Source organism: Hymenobacter sp. APR13 (genome assembly GCF_000737515.1).
In the GTDB taxonomy this organism is placed as follows: domain Bacteria; phylum Bacteroidota; class Bacteroidia; order Cytophagales; family Hymenobacteraceae; genus Hymenobacter.
Map to the genome: position 1 here is coordinate 43769 of NZ_CP006587.1, position 18749 is coordinate 62517.

Consider the following 18749-nt stretch of genomic DNA (forward strand, 5'->3'; position numbering starts at 1 on the left):
TCCTGATCTATTAATAAAGAAGGGCCCGGCAGATGCATCTGCCGGGCCCTTCTTTATTGCCTGTCAGTTGATCTACTCTTTCACAAACCGGCGTACCACCCGGCTTCCCTCCGACTCCACCGTGAGCAGATACACACCGGGCGCTACCCCGGGAAGTAGCAGCGTCTGGCGGTTGGCGCCTGCCCGCACGGCTATGGCCTGCGTGGCCACGGTGCGGCCCAGCAAATCCTGCACCTGCAGGGTACCAGCATTGGCCCGGCGCGCCTCGAAAGCTACCGTCAGGGCGTCGCGGACGGGGTTAGGGTAGGCGGCGAAGCTCTCGGCTACCAGCGCGGCGGGCTGCGTAGCCAGCACAATGGCCAGATCTTTGGCGCCACGGAACACCTGGCCGCGGATTTCGCCGCCGGGGTTGGCCGCCGTGTGGATGTTTACATAGATACTGTCGCGGCGGAACTGCAGGGCGCGACGCGCCGTGAAGGGCCGGGTGGCGTTGGGGCCGGCATTGCCAGTGGGCTGCCAGAAACCCTCAGCCGAAATGGCGGCTCCGCCGCTGGGCCCGAAGAATGGCGCCAGATCAAATACCACCGGGCCCGCCTGCGTGCGCAGCGCCGAATGGAAGTGCCCTACCGTGACGGGGCCGCTCAGGCTGCCCCAGGCCATGCTGAAGTGCACGTTGCTCTGGTCGCGGTCCATGCTCACGAAGCCCGAGCCGTAGCCGCCGGTGGCCACCGGGTTAGGCCGCTCCTGCGCCCCGTTGAGCGAGAATGTGTAGCCCTCCCGCGCCAGCCGGAATACCTGCCCCCGGATTTCGCCGCTCGGATTGGCAGCCGTGTTGAATACCAGGTTAGCGCCTCCCGTCAGAAACAGGTTGACCGCCGCCGTATTCAGGCCGGTCAGCGTTACCGCAAAGGCATTGGGCGTACCAGCCGGAATCGTTACGGTAGTCAGCGGAGCAGCCGGGTTGGCCTGGTCGGCATCGGCCTGAAACACCGCCAGGCTGGTGGGCGCCCCACTCAGGCCGGTATGAGCCACAAAGATGCGCAGGGTATCAAACGTGGAGTTGAGGCGCAGAAACGATACGGCCCGGGCCGTGGTAGTCACGGCAGGCACCATCTGGGCGCCGTCGAAGCGGGCATCGTGGCTGAGGTAGCGCGCCTCCCGGATCAGCTGGCCCCGGATTTCGCCGCCGGGATTGGCCGCCGTGTGTACGTTGATGTAGATCTGCCCGGCCAGCATGGCCGTCACGATGGCCGCAGTGGGCGCCACTTCCCCTTCGATTACGTTGCCGTTCACAAATGACTGCAGGTCCAGCACCACCGGCCCGGCCACGCCCGTGGCACCCTGGTGGAAGTGGCAGGCGGTAATCGGGCCACTCAACCCGCCTACCACCACCCGAAACTTCAGCTTGTCCTGGCTCTGCGCCAGATTGAACGTGCCGATACCTACGCCATTGGTCGTGACGGGCGGTACTTCCTGCGCCCCCGACAGCGACGCCACAAACTCTTCGTCTTTCTCAATTTCAACCTGCCCACGGATTTCGCCGCCGGGGTTGGCTGCAGTATGCACATTGAGGTAGTAGCCGCCCCGCAGGTAGCGGTCCAGCTTACCCCGGTCGATGTCGGCCCCCGTCAGGAAGCCCTGGATGCGGTTGCCGCGGATGAACCGGAACAGGTCGGTGACTACTGGCCCGGATACACCGCGGAAACCGTTGTGGGTATGGGCGGCCGTGATGGGGCCGCTCAGCCCACTAAAGGAGCCGGAAATAAACAGCGTGTCGCGGGTAGGATTGAGCGTGAAGCTAACGGCCCCGCGGGCGTTGGTAGTCACGGCGGGCACTTCCTGCGCCCCGGTCAACGAAGCGCCCAGCAGCAGATGGGCCCGCAGGTGGTCGGCAAAGGCAGAGCTGCTGCCGAGCAAGGCACATAGCAGCAACAAACGCGTAAGAAGTTGTTTCATGGGAACAGGGAGTAAAAATGAACAGAATGCCAGATGGTTAACCTACCAACTCGTAACTAACTACCGTTTCGTTGCCTGCAGGTTATGTATAAAATTGCGTCCTTGCGGGCTTGCCCGCCGCTGGCCCGGCCAGCGGCGACAGCCAACAGCTTTTTTGTTCTCTACTCTACATTTTTATGGAAGCTCCCAACTCCGAATTCATGCGCGAAGCCATTCGCCTGTCCGTTGAAAAGATGCAGGCCGGCCACGGCGGGCCGTTTGGCTGCGTCATCGTGAAAGACGGCCAGATCATTGCCCGCGGCTTCAACCAGGTCACCAGCACCCACGACCCCACCTGCCACGCCGAGGTGGATGCCATCCGCAAGGCCTGCGCTACGCTGGGCACCTTCCAGCTCGACGGCTGCGACCTGTACACCAGCTGTGAGCCCTGCCCCATGTGCCTGGGCGCCATCTATTGGGCCCGTCCGCGCCGGGTGTTCTACGGCAACACCAAGGCCGATGCCGCCGCCATCGGCTTCGACGACCAGTTCATCTACGACGAAATCGAGAAGCCCCTCTCCGACCGGCAGATTCCGATGACCGAGCTGCTCCGCGACGAGGCCGCCGCCGGCTTCCGGGCCTGGGAGCAACACGAAAGCCGCACCGACTACTAGGCGCTGTTATTATACATTTCCGCCAACGCATATCACCCGGCCTGCTGAACATTCGCAGGCCGGATATTTTTTTTCATATTCCACCAGCTATGAAACCCATTTCACAGTCTAGAAATGACACACCTTATCCAGAAAATATAAAACACGCTTTACTCCCGTCCGGCATTTTTGGCCTTTAACTTTGCACTTTAAATATAATTAAACCCATATAAGCATTTGAAACAATTAGTTTTTCTGCTCGCGGCTGTATGTTGGTCTTTGGGCCTGACCTGCCACGCGCAAACCGGGGCCTGGCTGCCGGCAGGCGCCAACACCTCGTATCCGCGCACCCTGCTACAGGCCGCTGATATTCCGGCCGTACAGGCCACCTTAGCTGGCAGCTCCAGCGCCCGCACGCTCTACGCCGGCCTATATGCGGGCACCGGCACCACCCCACCCACCGACAACGCCTCGTCCGGCGGCCGCCGGGCACGGGCCACGTTCGCCAAAAACACCGCCTTCGTGCTGTTGCTGAACCGCCGGCCTGACGGCGCGGCGCTGGCGCCCCTCACCGAAGCCGAGCAAACGGCGCTGCTGAGTGGGGCGCAGTCGGCCCTGGAAACGCTGAACCCGGCGGTGGAGGGGGTTATAAACTACACGGAGTGGCAGTGGCGCTCCAAGGAGCTGATTGACTACCTGGTTGCCTACGACCTGCTGCGGGGCGCGGGCGTACCGGAAGCCTCGCTGGCCCCGGCCAAAGCCCGCCTGCAGACGTTTGCCGGCAACCTGTACCAGCAAAGCAACCAGCCGTTTTTCGGGGTGAGCTTCTACGCCTTCGTCAAAAACAACCATACCCTAATGACGGCCGCCGCGCTGGGCATGGCGGCCGTGGTGCTCAACGATGCCACCAGCCTCAGCCCCCAGCAGCAGCCCCAGAACTGGATCAACGCGGGCATGTACCACCTCGACAACGTGCTGTGGCAGGACGCGCAGCGGCAGTCGGACCCGGCGGCGGTGGCGGGCTACGCCGAGGGGCCGTATTATTTTAAGTACGCTTTCCTCAACTGCCTGCCTTTCTTCCGGGCCATGGGCCACTTTCTGCCGGCCGGCCCGCTGCCCTACACCGTGGGCACCCGCACCCGCGACATCCCCAACCCCTACTACGACCCGCGCTACGCCCGCCTCTACGACTGGATTACGGCCATTCTGCTGCCCGACGGCCGGCTGCCGGCTCTGGAAGACTCCTACGTGGACATGGGCATGCCCGAGCTGGCCCTCACCGGCCAGCGCCGCTACGTGCGCCCCCTGGCGCTTGGCAACCTGGCGCCCCAGCAGCTCAACACCCTCAGCAGTCAGCTGCGCGACATCACCGTGGACATGCGCGCCGCCTACCTGGCCGCCAACCTCCAGCCGCTGGCTGCCCCCGCCGATTCGGGCCTGACGGTGCTGCCCGCCAGCGGCAACCTGGTGTTCCGGAGCGGCCCCGATACGCTGGCTACCTACCTGCACCTGTACGGCAAAAACGGCGCGGCCCAGACCAACTCCGGCGGCCACAGCCAGGCCGATGCCGGAAGCTTCCTGCTGCACGCCTACGGCCAGCTGCTGGCCCTCGATGCCGGCTACCTCAGCTACGGCCGCCGCGCCGAAGTCGGCAACGCCACCAACCACAACATGGTACTGGTGGACGGGGCCGGGCCGGCCATCGGCACCACGGGCGCCGCCAACGATGCCGCAGCTTTCATTCAGAACACCTTCCAGACCAGCGGGCTGCGCTACGGCGAGGTGCAGACCAGCTACCAGCAGGCAGGCATCACGCGGAAGGCGCTGTTTGTGCGCGGCACCTACTTTATTCTGGCTGATGCATTGGCCGCGCCCGTAGCGCACACCTACACCTGGCAGCTGCACGGCTACGGCCTAGCCGGTGGCACGCCCGCCACCGGCACCTTCACCGACAGCCTGACGGTGGGCGCCGGCATCTGGCACAAAAACGGCGCGCAGCTCCGGACCCAGGTGGTAGCTACGGGCGGCGCCACCTACACGGCCGCCACCGGCAGCCATGAGCTCACCTACAACACCCCGGAGCAGCATACTACGCTGCTGGCGCACGCCACCGGCACCAGCCCCCAGTTTCTGGCGGCTCTGTATCCGTACACGTCGGCCGCGCCGCGCCTGCTGGCCGCCAGTACCGCCGGAACCGCCACGCTCAGCAGCCGCGGCGCCTTCCTCGATGCTGCCTTCGCCCAAGCCGACACGGTGCTGAGCATGGTGGCCTCGGCGCTGCCCAAGCCGCTGGCCGCCGACGGCCGCCTGAACTTCTATTCCACCGATTCGCTGGGCAACTTCGCCCAGCTGTTTGTGCAGGACGGGCGGGTGCTGCAGTATGGCACCCAGCCCATGCTGCAGGCCAGCCGCCGCGCTACCCTGAGCTGGCAGCAGCTCAGCGGCACCCAGTTTGAAGGCTACGCCAGCCGCGCCACCGAGCTGGTGCTGGCGCTGGACTTCGTACCCGGCACCGTCACGGGGGTTGGGGTGCAGCGCTATTCCTACAATGCCGCGGCCCGGCAGCTGACGGTTATGCTCACGCAGGCGGGCCGCTTCTTCGTATCGTCGGTGGCGCGGCCGCTGCCGGTGGAGCTGGTGCGCTTCGGGGCCCGCCGCCAGCCCGATGGCACCGTGCACCTCAGCTGGCAGACAGCCTCCGAGCTGCGCAATGCCGGCTTCACGGTGGAGCGCCGCACCGACGCCGGCGCCTTCCGGGCAGTGGGCAGCCGGCCCGGCCGCGGCACCAGCGTCACCCCCACCAGCTACACCCTCGACGACCTCACGCCCCCCGCCGAGCAGACCTACTACCGCCTGGTGCAAACCGACCACGACAACACCACCACGTACTCAATGGTGGCAACGGTGCCCGCCCTGGCCCGGCAGCCCCGCGTGCTGGTGCAGCCCGTGCCGGCCAGCCAGGAGCTTACCGTCAAGTTTGCGGGCACGGTAGCCGGCCAGCAGGTGCAGATTTTCAACCAGCTGGGGCAACTGGTAGTACGCGTGCCCTACCAGCCGCAAGCCCGCCTGGGCATCAGCCACCTGCCGCCCGGCCTGTACCAGCTGCGGCTGGTTGATGCCCACGGCCAGCCATTGGCCCCCACCGAGAAAGTGCTGATTGCCCGGTAAGCTCCCCAGTGGCGCTTACCAACACAAAGCCCCTGCTGCAGCTGCAACAGGGGCTTTGTGTTGAGGCTAATGCTGCCGAAGCAGCCGAGAAGCCGGTTTAGCGGAGCGGGCCTTTCATGCCCATCATGCGGGCCATCTGCTGCATGCCGCCTTTGGTCTGGCTCATCTTGTTCATGGTGCGCATCATTTTGCGCATGTCCTCGAACTGCTTCATCAGGTTATTTACCTGCTGGATGTCGGTGCCGGAGCCTTTGGCGAGGCGGCGGCGGCGCGAGCCGTTCAGCAGCTCGGGCTGGGCGCGCTCCATCGGCGTCATGCTCTGGATGATGGCCTCAATCGGCTTGAAGGCATCGTCGTCGATGTCCACGTCCTTGATGGCCTTGCTCATGCCGGGAATCATGCCCACCAGATCCTTCAGGTTGCCCATCTTCTTGATCTGCTCCAGCTGGGAGAGGAAGTCGTCGAAGTTGAATTGGTTTTTGCGGATCTTCTGGTTGATGCGCTTGGCCTCGTCCTCGTCGAACTGCTGCTGGGCACGCTCTACCAGGCTGATAACGTCGCCCATGCCCAGGATCCGCTGCGCCATCCGGTCGGGATAGAACATGTCCAGGGCCTCCATCTTCTCACCCGTCGAGATGAACTTGATGGGCTTTTCTACTACAGCACGGATGCTCAGGGCCGCGCCACCGCGCGAGTCGCCGTCGAGCTTGGTGAGCACCACGCCGTCGAAATTCAGCCGGTCGTTGAAGGTTTTGGCGGTGTTCACGGCGTCCTGGCCGGTCATGGAGTCCACCACGAACAGCGTTTCCGACGGATTGATGGCGCGCTTCACGGCCTCAATCTCGCTCATCATCTGCTCGTCCACGGCCAGGCGGCCGGCGGTGTCGATGATGACGACCTTTTTGTTGTTTTTGCGAGCGTACTCAATGGCGTTGCGCGAAATCTCCACCGGGTTCTTGTTCTCGGGCTCCGAGTACACCTCCACATCCACCTGCGTGCCCAGCACTTTCAGCTGATCGATGGCGGCGGGACGGTACACGTCGCAGGCCACGAGCAGCACCGTGCGGTTCTGCTTCTTGAGGTAAGCGGCCAGCTTACCGGCAAACGTGGTTTTGCCCGAGCCCTGCAGACCCGACAGCAACACCACAGCCGGCTCGCCTTTGATGACGATATCCTGCTTTTCGCCGCCCATGAGCTGGGTGAGCTCATCGTAGACGATCTTGGTCATGAGCTGGCCTGGCGACACGCTGATGAGCACGTCGCGGCCCATGGCCTCGTCCTTGATCTTGTCGGTTACTTCCTTGGCTACCTTGTAGTTGACGTCGGCATCGACGAGGGCGCGGCGGATTTCCTTAACGGTCGCGGCGACGTTAATTTCGGTGATGCTGCCCTGGCCCTTGAGGGTTTTAAAGGCTTTATCGAGCTTGGTACTGAGGTTATCGAACATTTAATCGCAGATTTTGCGCTGATTTACTTGATTTCGCTACTGCTGAACGGCTTCCACTGCCTCAGGGAACATGATGCCATTCAACATTTCCAACCGGGGAGCCTAGCGCCCTGCGCGTTCCATCCTGGAGGTGCAGGCCGGCGTAATCGGCAGCCGTAGAGAAGTGTGCGAAGCCGATACAGGCTTCAGCCTTCAAAAGTAACCAGAAAACCCCGAAAGGCCGCATCTGTGTACCTTCGCGCTTTGCTTAGCCTTTTGCCTGTGTCTGCTGCCCGCCCGCTTCGTTTGCTTGTCATCACCTACTACTGGCCGCCGTCGGGCGGGGCGGGCGTGCAGCGCAGCCTCAAGTTCGTTAAGCACCTGCCGGCGCTGGGCGTCGAGCCCACGGTCATCACCGTCGACCCCGAAAAAGGAGCTTATCCGGTGCTGGACCACTCGCTGGCGGCTGAGGTGCCGGCAGGCGTGCGCGTGATTCGTACGGGCACTTCCGAGCCTTTTGGCTCCTACAAGAAGCTCACCGGGCGTCAGCAGATTCCGTACGGCGGCTTCGTGGGCGAAAGCAAAACCAGTGTGGCACAGCGCTTTTTCAAGTTCGTGCGCGGCAACCTGTTTATTCCGGACGCCCGCCGCGGCTGGAACCGCCACGCCCTGCGGGCCGTGGCCGAGCTGATAGCGCAGGGCGAGCAGTTCGACGCCGTGCTCACCAGCTCGCCCCCGCACTCCACCCAGCTTATCGGGCTGGCCCTGAAGCAGCGCTACGGTTTGCGCTGGCTGGCCGACCTGCGCGACCCCTGGACCGACATCTACTACCACCAGGAGCTCAACCAGACACCCCTGGCCCGCTGGCTGGATGCGCGCTACGAGCGCCAAGTGCTAGAGCAGGCCGATATCGTGCTGACCACCAGCGCCGACACGCGCCGGCTGTTTCTGGGCAAGGCGGCGGGCCTGGCGCCCGGCAAGTTCCACGTGCTGCCCAACGGCTACGACGAAAGCGACTTTCAGCTCCCGTCGGAGCCGCCGACCAACCAGTTGCTTATCACCCACACCGGTACCATCTCCGAAACCTACCACATCGAGCTGTGGCTGAGTGCCGTGGCCGAGTGCGTGCGCCGCCACCCGGCGGTGCCGTTGCGGCTGCGCTTCGTGGGCAAGGTGTCGGACGGCGTGCAGCGCCAGCTGGCCGACAACGGGCTGCTGCCTGTCACGGAGCTGGTGCCGTTTGTGCCGCACGACGAGTCGGTGGGCTACCTGCGCCGGGCCACAGTGCTGCTGATGGCCATTCCGGACGTGCCGCACAACCTGGGCATTCTGCCGGGCAAGGTGTTCGAGTACCTGGCGGCCAACAAGCCCGTCATCTGCATCGGCCCGGCCAGCTCCGACGCCGACCTGCTGCTGCGGGAATGCGGCGCGGGCCAGGCGTTTGCGTACGGCGCCTACGAGGCTATGCTGGCGCACCTGGAAGAGCTGGTGGCGCAGTGGCAGATCAACCCCAACCTGGATTTGCCCTCGCTCGGCCACGCCCGCTACTCGCGCCGCGCCCTCACGGAGCAGCTAGTGGCGCTGGTGCGGGGTGGTGATGAGGTGGCCCGTAACAGGTGACAGGCAACAAGTACGTTCTACCGGAATACCTGAACAAGCTGGCTGTAGTTGGTCAGAGCCTTTCCGGGCTGCGCGCAGACCCCTACCTTTGCCCTTCTCCCCACCGCTTGGTAACCTGTCACGTGTGACGTGTCACCACTTACCTCTTCCCCCAATCACCTGAATGGCCCTCGACCTCAACCATAAATCCATCCTAGTAACCGGCGGCACTGGCTCCTTCGGCAAGCAGTTTGTGCAGACTGTATTCGAGCAGTTTCCGCAGGTGAAACGCCTGGTGGTGTACTCGCGCGACGAGCTGAAGCAGTTTGAGATGTCGCAGACGTTTCCGCAGGCCAAGTACCCCGCCATCCGCTACTTTATTGGGGATGTGCGCGACGGCGAACGGCTGAAACGAGCCTGCGAGGGCATCGACATCATTGTGCACGCCGCCGCCCTTAAGCAGGTGCCCGCCGCCGAGTACAACCCGATGGAATGCATCAAAACCAACATCTTCGGGGCCGAAAACGTGATTAACGCCGCCCTCGACTGCGGCGTGAAGGAAGTAGTGGCCCTGAGCACCGACAAGGCCGCCGCCCCCATCAACCTCTACGGCGCCACCAAGCTCTGCTCCGACAAGCTGTTTGTGGCCGCCAACAACATGAAAGGTGCCCGCGACCTGCGCTTCTCGGTGGTGCGCTACGGCAACGTCATCGGCTCGCGCGGCTCAGTGGTGCCGTTCTTCATGCAGCGCCGCGAAACCGGCGTGCTGCCTATCACCCACCCCGACATGACGCGCTTCCACATCTCGCTGGAGCAGGGCGTGGACTTAGTGCTGTACGCGCTGGAAAACAGCTGGGGCGGCGAAATCTTCGTGCCCAAGATTCCGAGCTACGTCATCACGGAAGTGGCTAAGGCCATCGGCCCCGACTGCCGGCAGGAAATCGTGGGCATCCGGCCCGGCGAAAAGCTGCACGAGGAAATGATTACCGCAACTGACGCCCTGAGCACGGTAGAGCTGCCAAAGTACTACGTCATCCTGCCCTTCACGCCGCAGTGGGACGTGGAGCAGTTCATCCAGCACTTCAACGGCAAGCGCGTGCCCGAAGGTTTCCACTACGACTCGGCCAACAACGACGAGTGGCTGGACGCCGAGCAGATCAGGGAGGAAATCCGCCTGCACGTGGACGCGGATTTTGCGGTGTAGCTGGCGCGTCTATCTCAGCGCATAACCTCCACAGTTCCCTTTACTACCTGGCCGGTGCGTGTGCTGGTCAGATAGTAATAGTAGATGCCGTCTGCCTGCCCGGCTGCACTCCAATCGTCCTGGTAGGCTTCTGACTTATAGATAAGCCGTCCCCAGCGGTTGAAGATGCAGCAGCGCCATTCCGACGCCACTAAGCCCTTGAGCACGAAGGTTTCGTTCCGCCCATCCTGGTTGGGAGTAATAATATTAGGAATCGTTACCTGGCAGGCCCGTTCCTGCACCAGTGTCGAGTCCTGACTTATACACCCCCCCGAAGTTGTTACCTGTACGCGGTAGCGTCCGGCGGCATTGACGGTTATTGAAGAGGCCGTAGAGCCGTTTTGCCACCGGTAGGTAGCCCCCGGCACTTCCGGCACCGATAGTACCAACGGGCGCGCACTGAGTGGGTCGGTGCAGAGAATGGGGTCGGGCGGGGAGATACGCACGGACGGAGGCACCTGCACCTCAATGGTTTCCGTGGCCATGTACTCGATGCCTGCTGCGTTGCGGGCTGACAGCACCACCTGGTAGGTGCCGGGCTGCTGGTAGGTGTGCTGCACCTCAAGACCGACAGCACTGTTGGCAGGCCCAGCAGCCGGGTTTCCGAAAGTCCAGATGGCAGACGCCACCGCCTCGCCTGAACTCAGCCGCGCCTGGAACTCAACCCGCGCACCGACACAAACCTGCCGACGCGCCACAATACGCAATGATGCCGCGAAGGCGTTCGGGAAATTTGGCAGGCCAAGGCGCGTAAAGCCCGGTGCCACGTCCAAGCCTTGCTTTTGAAACCGACAGGCCAGCCCGGGCAGGTTGGGTTCGTGAATAATGCCCAAGGCATCACGTGGAACGCCCAGATATATTTTCTGGTCAGGGCCTAGCGCCAGCGCTTTAGGATTGGTAGAAGCAAACTCCGTAACTATTTGCGTGGCCAAATCTATCTGGCGAAGACTACCAAATTCGTCCGTAACGTAAAGCTTGGAATTATCCGGAGAGAACTCCAGACCGGAATATCCTAAAAAGGGAATCACGGGTAGAGCGGCCACATTGCTGACGCGGCCGGTGGCCGGGTTGAAAGTACCACAGTCGACTCCCAGGCCACTGATTGCGGCCGCAATGCGAAGCCCGTTGGGGGAGACCCGCAGATAGCCAAGGGCTGATTGGAAATTGGTAGCACCATTCGGGTCTATATGTGGCCGGCCGGCACGGCTCATCACTGGGGCACTGGCCAGGCCCGCCGGGCTTAGCAAATACGCATAGAATGCATCATCGTTCCAGCCGTGTACCAGCACCCAGTAATCACGCCCGTTGGCATGGCGCACGGCTGTCAGCTTTTCAGCAAGCAGCTGTGTGGTGGCCGGAGTCGGTACCGCCTGATCTAACGTGGAGGTTAGCCCCCCCAGCCCATTATTTAGCCGCAGATCAATAATAGAGTAGTGCAGTCCACCCTGCAAGCTGTTTTCAGCCTGATCTACGGTAAACAGGTAGCAGCGGTTGGCATCACCAGGTGCCCGCAGGAGCAGTGCCCCCTGTGTGCTTGAGGCCCGACTTCCGCGTGGCAGTACAACCCCCATCAATTGCTCCTGCCGGTTGTATACCCGCTCCCCATCGGAGTAACATTGCAGATTACCTTCTTCGTCGGAAAGCACAGCACAGCCTTCGTTGGCATAAAAAACGGATGCGGGAGTAAGGGTTGGTAAGGTAACGGGGCGAGGACTACCAACCGGGCCAAAGCGCAGCCCGGCTCCGCTCCCAAACCGCCAGTTGTAGGCCTCGCGCTGCGCCCATGCTCTTGGGTGGGCCAATAGAAGCATTAATAAGATGAATACACTATTACGACGTAGCAAGCACATAATCAACATATAGCGGACTCTACTAAAGTGTGTTGCTAAACTAGTGAATCACACTATGCAAAGCACCACGCACAGTACGTACTTTTGCCTTTATGCCCGATGTTCCCCCAATGCCTACCCGCCCTATCGCCTACGGCCGCCAGCACATCACCGACGAGGACGTGCGGGCCGTGGTGGAAACCCTGCACTCCGACTACCTGACGCAGGGCCCGAAAGTGGCGGAGTTCGAGGAGAAGTTTGCCGCCTACGTGGGGGCCCGGTACGCGGTGGCCGTGAGCAACGGCACGGCGGCGCTGCACCTGTGCGCGCTGGCGCTGGGCGTGCAGCCCGGCCAGCGGGTCATTACCACGCCCATTACCTTCGCGGCGTCGGCCAACTGCGTGCGCTACTGCGGCGGCGAGGTGCACTTCGCCGACATTGACCCAGCCACGGCCCTGATAGATCTGCAGCAGGTGCGCCAACTGCTGGAAAGCCACCCCCGGGGCCACTTCCACGGCCTGATTCCGGTGGACTTCGCCGGCCTGCCCGTGAACCTGGAAGCTGCCCGCCAACTCTGTGACGAGTTCGGTTTGTGGCTGATTGAGGACTCCTGCCACGCGCCGGGCGGCTTTTTCCTGGACTCGCAGGGCCGGGAGCAGCGTTGCGGCAACGGGCAGTTTGCCGATCTGGCCATCTTCAGCTTCCACCCCGTCAAGCACATTGCTACCGGCGAGGGCGGCATGATTACCACCAACCGCGAAGACCTGTACCGGGAGTTGCTGAAGCTGCGCACCCACGGCATCACCAAAGACCCCGCCCAGATGCAGCGCAACGACGGCGGCTGGTACATGGAAATGCAGGAGCTGGGCTACAACTACCGCATGCCCGACATGCTCTGCGCGCTGGGCATAAGCCAGCTGACCCGTGCCGACGAGGGCCTGGCCCGCCGCCGCCAGCTGGCCGCCCGCTACGATGCCGCTTTTGCGGAAATGCCCGCCGTGCGGCCGCTGGCCGGCGCGCCCGGCCACGCCTACCACCTCTACGTGATTCAGGTGCCCGACCGCAAAGGGCTTTACGACGCGTTGCGGACCCGGGAAATCTTTGCGCAGGTGCACTACATTCCGGTGCACACCATGCCGTACTACCAGGGCCTGGGCTGGCAGCCTGGCGACTTCCCGCTGGCCGAAGCCTACTATGCCCACTGCCTCAGCATCCCGCTGTTCCCGAGCCTCACCGACGACGAGCAGCAGTACGTCATCGACTGCATCCGGGAATTTGTGGCGGGGTAACTCTTTGTCATCCTGAGCAGATCGAAGGACATTACCACCTTGAGCGTTTCAATGAACGGCTCATTGTCAATGGATTCAGCCTGACAAAGTCCTTTGCAAGCTCACGATGACAGACAAGCCTCGTTACCTGATTACCTCATCACTTCCTCACCGCTTTTGAAAAACGTCGGCATTATCTCGCAGGCCCGCATGACCAGCACCCGGCTGCCGGGCAAGGTGCTACGGCCCGTGGCTGGCCAACCGCTGTTGCTGCACCACGTGCAGCGCCTGCAAGCCAGCAGCCTGCCGCTGTACCTGGCCACTACCACCAACGCAACCGACGACGTGCTGGCCGAATTCGGGGCCGCACACCAGCTGCCCTGCACCCGCGGCCCCGAGGACGACGTGCTGGCCCGCTACCAGCAGTGCGCCACCGCCCATAACCTGGATGTAATAGTGCGCGTGACGTCTGACTGCCCGCTGCTGGACGGGGCGCTGGTAGCCGACGCCGTGCGGGCGTACCTGGCCGCCGACAACCCGCGCCTGTACCTGTCGAATGTGCTGGAACGCACGTTTCCGCGCGGTTTCGACTTCGAGGTGTTTTCGCGGGAACTGTTGGAAGAGGCCGCCGCGCAGGCCACGCTGCCCTCCGACCGCGAGCATGTGACGCCCTACATCCACCAGAACCGCTCGGGACGGGTGCAGTTCCAACACGTGCGACGCGCCGAAGACCGTAGCGCCTACCGCCTGACCGTGGATACGGCCGATGACTTCGAGCTGATCCGGCAGCTGATTGAAGACTACGCCGCCGCCGCCATTTCTACCGATAGCCTGATTGCGCTGCTGGACGCGCACCCCGAGTTGGTAGCTCTTAATGCCCACATCGAACAGAAGAAGCTGTAACGCACTGGGCGGTAGTAGGCGGGCAAAAAACCGCCTCACGCAGGCCCAACCGCGGGTTTTCACTTTTTAATTCTCGATTTTTAATTGACTCCTCCCCGCCTTGTGCTCCGCGCCGATGGCAACTCCCGCATCGGGCTGGGCCACGTGATGCGCCTGCTGGCGCTGGCTGAGATTCTGCGGCCGGACTTCACCGAGCAACTGTTTCTGATTCGGGAGCCGGATGAGGCGCTGGGGCAGCAGCTGGCGGCCGCCGGCCTGCGCGTGGTGGCGCTGCCCGCCCAGCCACAGCCCGAGGAAGCGGCCCATCTGGTGCGCCACGTATTGCGCGCCACCGACGTGCTGGTGCTCGATGGATACGATTTCCGCTACGACTACCATAACACAGTGCGCGGGGCAGTGGCCCGGCTGGTGTATGTGGATGATCTGCACGGCTTTCCGCTGGCCGCCGACCTGGTGCTGAATCCCGCCGGCGGCGTGCAGCTCCGCCAGTACCAGATGCGCCAGCCCGGGGCCCGGCTGCTGGCCGGCCCGGCTTTTGCGCCGCTGCGTAGCGCCTTCCGCGAAGCCACCCGGCAGCCTGCCTCTGAGGCTCCCTGCACGTCGGTGCTGGTGTGCTTGGGCGGCGCCGACCCCACCCACCAGACCCGCCATGTGGCCGCCGCCCTGCTGGCGCTGCCCACCGTGGCGCAGGTGCACGCCGTGGTGGGCAGCGCCTACAGCGGCCGGGAAGCCCTGCAAGCCTGGGCTGATGAGCAGCCGCGCCTGACGCTGCACCACAGCCTGCCGGCCCCGGAGCTGGTGGCGCTGATGCGCCGCTGCGGCGCGGCCGTGTGCTCGCCCAGCACCATCAGCTACGAGTACTGCGCGGCCGGGGGCGGCCTGCTGCTGCTGCTGCCCGTGGCCGACAATCAGCACGACATCAACCACTTTCTGCTGGAAGCCGGCCTGGCCCTGCCCTACCCCAGCGCCCCCAACGTGCTGACCAGCCCCGAGGCCAACCGCCTGACCCGCCAGCTGCGCCAGACGCAGCGCCACGTATTTGATGGGCTGGCACCGGTACGGCTGCGCCAGGAGTTCCGGGCGCTGGGGCTGCCGGCGCCGCCGTTTCTGCTGCGCCCGGTAGTGGCCGCCGACTCTGCGCAGCTGCTGGCCTGGACCAACGACCCGACCGTGCGACAGTTTTCCTTCAACCCCGAACCAGTAGCCCGGCCCGCGCACGAGCAGTGGCTGGCCGCCCGCCTCCAGGACCCCGCCAGCCTGCTGCTATTGGCCGAAGACGCCGCCAGCGGCCAGCCCCTGGGCCTGATCCGGTTTCAGGTGGAAGAAGCCCGTGCCACGCTCAGCTACCTGCTCGATGCCCGATTTCGGGGCCAGGGGCTGGCGCCGCTGTTGCTGCTGGCCGGCACCCGGGTGCTGGCGCAGACGTTTGGCAGCGTCCGGCAGGTGGTGGGGCACGTGCAGGTGGCCAACGTAGCGTCGGTGAAGGCGTTTGAGCGGGCGGGGTTTCAGCTGAACACGGAGGCCGGCCCCGCGCCTGATTCGGTAACATTTAGTTGGGAAACTGCCGGGCTTTAGGCTTCTTTGAGAAGTCAAATCCTACCGATTTATTTCTCTTGCTTTATGCTCCGCGACAATTCTGCCCGCAGTCAGCAGGCTTGGTACATTTTCCTTAGCCTGGGCATCGTACTGGCCGCCAGCGCTGCCGTGAGCCTGATTTATTGCTTTATGCTGGCCAGCAACGACGCCTACTCCACTATGGGCACCGCCTTCGCGAGCTTGCAAGGGCTGCTGAGTCTGGTGGTGCTGGGCCTGACGCTGGCGAGTGCCGTGGCCTTTATGCGGTGGATGCGGCGCGCCTACTACAATCTGGCGGCGCTGGGCATCGGGGTGGAATACGACGACAGCTGGGCCGTAAGCGGCTGGATTATCCCTGTCGTGAGTCTGTACCGGCCCTACACCATCATGCGCGAAATCTGGCAGCGCACCCAGCGCATGGGCTACGGCTACGTGACTTCGCACACGCTGCTACGGGTATGGTGGACGCTGTTTCTGCTGCGCAGCGCCACCGGTATCGTCACCAACCTAATTGCCAACCAGGTGAATACGCTGGAAGGCGTTCGGGCACAGCTCCTGTGGCTGGCCGGGTCGACGGTTTTCGATCTGGCAGCGCTTTTTGTCACAATGAAGGTAATTCGGCGAATTGCCGATTTCGAGCAGCAGATGCAGCTGCAGGCGCAGGTGGCCACAATAGGCGGCCTGCCCCCAGAGCCGGCAGACCTGAGCCCTACGGCAGAGGAATCCTACGGCTGATATTCCTGCGCCCGGCTTCGTAGTTTTGCGGCATGACGATTTCCTTTGGCTCCCGCCTCGTGGGCCCCGATCAGCCACCGCTCATCATTGCCGAGCTCAGCGGCAACCACAACCAGGACCTCAACCGCGGCTTGGCCATCGTGGATGCCATGGCGGCGGCCGGCGCCCACGCCATCAAGCTCCAGACCTACACCGCCGATACCATGACGCTGCCCGGCGCCTACCGCATCGACGACCCCAACTCCCTGTGGTTTGGCCGCGAGCTGCACGAGCTGTACCAGGAAGCCCACACGCCCTGGGAGTGGCACAAGCCGCTCTTCGACCGCGCCCGGCAGCACGGCATGCTGGCTTTCAGCTCGCCTTTCGATGAAACCGCCGTCGACTTCCTGGAAACTCTCGACGTGCCGGCTTACAAGATTGCCTCGTTTGAGAACACCGACTGGCCGCTGCTGCGCCGGGTGGCCGCCACCGGTAAGCCCGTGATTATGAGCACCGGCGCCAGCACCCTGGCTGAGGTGGCCGAAGCCGTGCAGGTGCTGCGCGAGGCCGGCTGCCGCGAGCTGGTGCTGCTCAAGTGCACCAGCACCTACCCCGCCACGCCTCAGAATACCAACCTGCGCACCCTGCCCCACTTCCAGCAGCTCTTCCCCGATGCCTTAGTGGGCCTCTCCGACCACACCATGGGCGTGGGCGCGGCCGTGGCGGCCGTGGCGCTGGGGGCCTGCGTGGTGGAAAAGCACGTAACCCTACGCCGCGCCGACGGCGGCGTGGACTCGGCTTTCTCGCTGGAGCCCGAGGAAGTGGCCCAACTGGTTACGGAAACCGAGCGCGCCTGGCAGGCCCTGGGCCAGATTCAGTACGGCGTGCAGCGCGCTGAGGAGAAGAGCCGCCTCTACAAGCGCAGCCTCTACGTGGCGCAGGATATCCGGGCCGGCGAGCTGTTCACAGCCGAAAACCTACGCGTAGTACGACCCGGCGACGGCCTGCCGCCCCGCTACTACGACCAGCTGCTGGGCAAGCCGGCCCGCCAGGACCTGCGCGCCGGCACCCCGCTCACCTGGGACGCGCTGTAACGCCGGCCATGCCTGATTCTGCTGTCCCGCCTACCTCCGCTGCCCGCCTGCGCGACATATTGCAGCTGCGGTTTACGCCGCTGTTTGCGGCGCTGCCGGCCCGCATGCTGGAGCCGATTTCCCCGGCCAGCCCGTGGAAGCGGCTACTGAAAGTTGCGGGCTATGCGGCCGTGCGGCTGGTGGGCAATGTGCTGCATAAGGTGCAAAACCCAGAGCAACTGCACGGCAAAGTGTGGCTGTACGTGGTGAGCCAGAACAACTACGACGCCCTGCATTTCCTGCGCGAAGCCCGGCCCGATGCCGTGCTGGTGGCCGGGCAGAGCAAGGAAATCGGGCGTTATAATGGGCAGGTGAACCGGCTTTCTCTTCGGCGCAAACTGCTGTATTATGGGCAGCTGCCGGGTGTGTACCGGGCGATGCGCCGCACGGAGGGCCTGCAGGCCTGGCGGTTTTTTGATTTGATTTTCAACGCCATCGGCTACTACGAGGTGTACCGACGGGCCCTGCGCCACTACCGGCCACGGGCCGTGGTGTTTGCCAACGACCACAACGACGACGCCCGGGCCCTGCTGCTGGCCTGCCACGCCGAGGGCGTGCCCACGGCCTACGTGCAGCACGCCAGCGTAAGCACCAACTTCCCGCCCCTGGGCTTCGACCTGAGTTTGCTGGAAGGCCAGGATGCGCTGGACAAGTACCGGCAATGCGGCCCCGTACGCGGCCAGGTGGCGCTGGTGGGCATGCCCAAAGCCGACGCGTTTCTTGGTCAGAAAAACCAGCGCCCGGTCGTGCGGCGCGTGGGCGTGGCCTGCAACACCCTCGACACCACCGAGGCCATTCGGGAAACGCTGGCCTACCTGCTGCGCGAGTTCCCGGCTCTCACCTTCACTTTCCGCCCCCACCCCGGAGACCCGCGCGACTTTTCGTTTCTGCGGCAGCAAAACCCGCAGCTGCTGCTTTCTGATGCGCGGCAGCAGAATGTGTTTGAGTTTCTGCAGCAGCAGGATGCGCTGATTGCCGCCGACACCAGCACCCACCTCGAAGCCACGCTGCTGAATCTGGCCAGCCTGTACTTCCGTTTCGGCACCCACGCCGTGGCCGACGACTACTACGGCTACGTGGCCCACGGCCTGGTGCCCCGCGCCGCCACCCTGCCGGAGCTGGCGGCGCTGCTGCGCGGCTACCAGCAGCACAAACCGCTGGATTTATACCAACGGGCAACTTACTACAATGCCACCCTGGGCACCTCTGACGAGGGCCACAGCCGGCAGCATGCCGCCCGCCTCCTGCACACGTGGCTGGAAACTGTAGCATAAGCTTTAGCTTGTGCCGGCAAGCTTCTTTG

Annotated in this window: 13 protein-coding genes; 10 read left to right on the plus strand and 3 right to left on the minus strand. The window is 63.7% G+C overall.

The window, feature by feature from the left end; genetic code table 11:
- Positions 1 to 72: 72 nt before the first annotated feature.
- A complete protein-coding gene (locus N008_RS21100) occupies positions 73 to 1956 on the minus strand; it encodes a CHRD domain-containing protein (RefSeq protein ID WP_081910515.1) in 1884 nt (627 codons plus the stop codon).
- Positions 1957 to 2132: 176 nt separating this feature from the next.
- Here N008_RS21100 and N008_RS00160 point away from each other — a divergent pair, with 176 nt between their 5' ends.
- Together N008_RS00160 and N008_RS21105 are read left to right on the plus strand one after the other, a co-directional pair.
- Complete coding sequence (locus N008_RS00160) at positions 2133 to 2609, plus strand: nucleoside deaminase (RefSeq protein WP_044012759.1); 477 nt, start codon at positions 2133 to 2135, stop codon at positions 2607 to 2609.
- Positions 2610 to 2825: 216 nt separating this feature from the next.
- Complete coding sequence (locus tag N008_RS21105) at positions 2826 to 5756, plus strand: heparinase II/III family protein (protein ID WP_156108938.1); 2931 nt, start codon at positions 2826 to 2828, stop codon at positions 5754 to 5756.
- A gap of 97 nt (positions 5757 to 5853) precedes the next feature.
- On the opposite strand, the gene ffh is transcribed toward N008_RS21105, so the two are convergent.
- Positions 5854 to 7203 carry a signal recognition particle protein gene (gene ffh / locus N008_RS00170; protein WP_044012762.1) on the minus strand — a complete coding sequence of 450 codons (1350 nt, stop codon included), beginning with the start codon at positions 7201 to 7203 and terminating at the stop codon, positions 5854 to 5856.
- A 261-nt stretch (positions 7204 to 7464) separates the two neighbouring features.
- Here ffh and N008_RS00175 point away from each other — a divergent pair, with 261 nt between their 5' ends.
- Both N008_RS00175 and pseB read left to right on the plus strand, forming a co-directional pair.
- Entirely contained in the window at positions 7465 to 8802 is a 1338-nt protein-coding gene (locus N008_RS00175; RefSeq protein WP_231569757.1) for a glycosyltransferase family 4 protein, read from the plus strand.
- A 163-nt stretch (positions 8803 to 8965) separates the two neighbouring features.
- Positions 8966 to 9985 carry a UDP-N-acetylglucosamine 4,6-dehydratase (inverting) gene (pseB, locus tag N008_RS00180; RefSeq protein WP_044012765.1) on the plus strand — a complete coding sequence of 340 codons (1020 nt, stop codon included), beginning with the start codon at positions 8966 to 8968 and terminating at the stop codon, positions 9983 to 9985.
- Between the two features lie 14 nt (positions 9986 to 9999).
- Here pseB and N008_RS21110 read toward each other — a convergent pair whose 3' ends face one another.
- Positions 10000 to 11670, minus strand: coding sequence for a gliding motility-associated C-terminal domain-containing protein (locus N008_RS21110; protein ID WP_052381018.1), 1671 nt, complete (start codon positions 11668 to 11670; stop codon positions 10000 to 10002).
- Positions 11671 to 11984: 314 nt separating this feature from the next.
- Here N008_RS21110 and pseC point away from each other — a divergent pair, with 314 nt between their 5' ends.
- The 6 genes from pseC to N008_RS00215 all read left to right on the plus strand — a co-directional run bounded on the left by pseC (position 11985) and on the right by N008_RS00215 (position 18720).
- Positions 11985 to 13142, plus strand: a complete 1158-nt coding sequence (gene pseC / locus N008_RS00190; protein ID WP_044012767.1) for a UDP-4-amino-4,6-dideoxy-N-acetyl-beta-L-altrosamine transaminase — start codon at positions 11985 to 11987, stop codon at positions 13140 to 13142.
- 156 nt (positions 13143 to 13298) lie between these two features.
- Positions 13299 to 14024 carry a cytidylyltransferase domain-containing protein gene (locus tag N008_RS00195; protein ID WP_044012770.1) on the plus strand — a complete coding sequence of 242 codons (726 nt, stop codon included), beginning with the start codon at positions 13299 to 13301 and terminating at the stop codon, positions 14022 to 14024.
- Positions 14025 to 14108: 84 nt separating this feature from the next.
- Positions 14109 to 15599 (plus strand): UDP-2,4-diacetamido-2,4,6-trideoxy-beta-L-altropyranose hydrolase, encoded by a 1491-nt coding sequence (gene pseG / locus N008_RS00200; protein WP_081910517.1) that lies wholly within the window; start codon positions 14109 to 14111, stop codon positions 15597 to 15599.
- 45 nt (positions 15600 to 15644) lie between these two features.
- Positions 15645 to 16334: a DUF4328 domain-containing protein gene (locus tag N008_RS00205; protein ID WP_044012773.1), complete on the plus strand. Its 690-nt coding sequence runs from the start codon at positions 15645 to 15647 to the stop codon at positions 16332 to 16334.
- A 32-nt stretch (positions 16335 to 16366) separates the two neighbouring features.
- Positions 16367 to 17407 (plus strand): pseudaminic acid synthase, encoded by a 1041-nt coding sequence (gene pseI / locus N008_RS00210; protein ID WP_044012776.1) that lies wholly within the window; start codon positions 16367 to 16369, stop codon positions 17405 to 17407.
- A gap of 8 nt (positions 17408 to 17415) precedes the next feature.
- Positions 17416 to 18720: a hypothetical protein gene (locus tag N008_RS00215; RefSeq protein WP_231569758.1), complete on the plus strand. Its 1305-nt coding sequence runs from the start codon at positions 17416 to 17418 to the stop codon at positions 18718 to 18720.
- Positions 18721 to 18749: the final 29 nt, after the last annotated feature.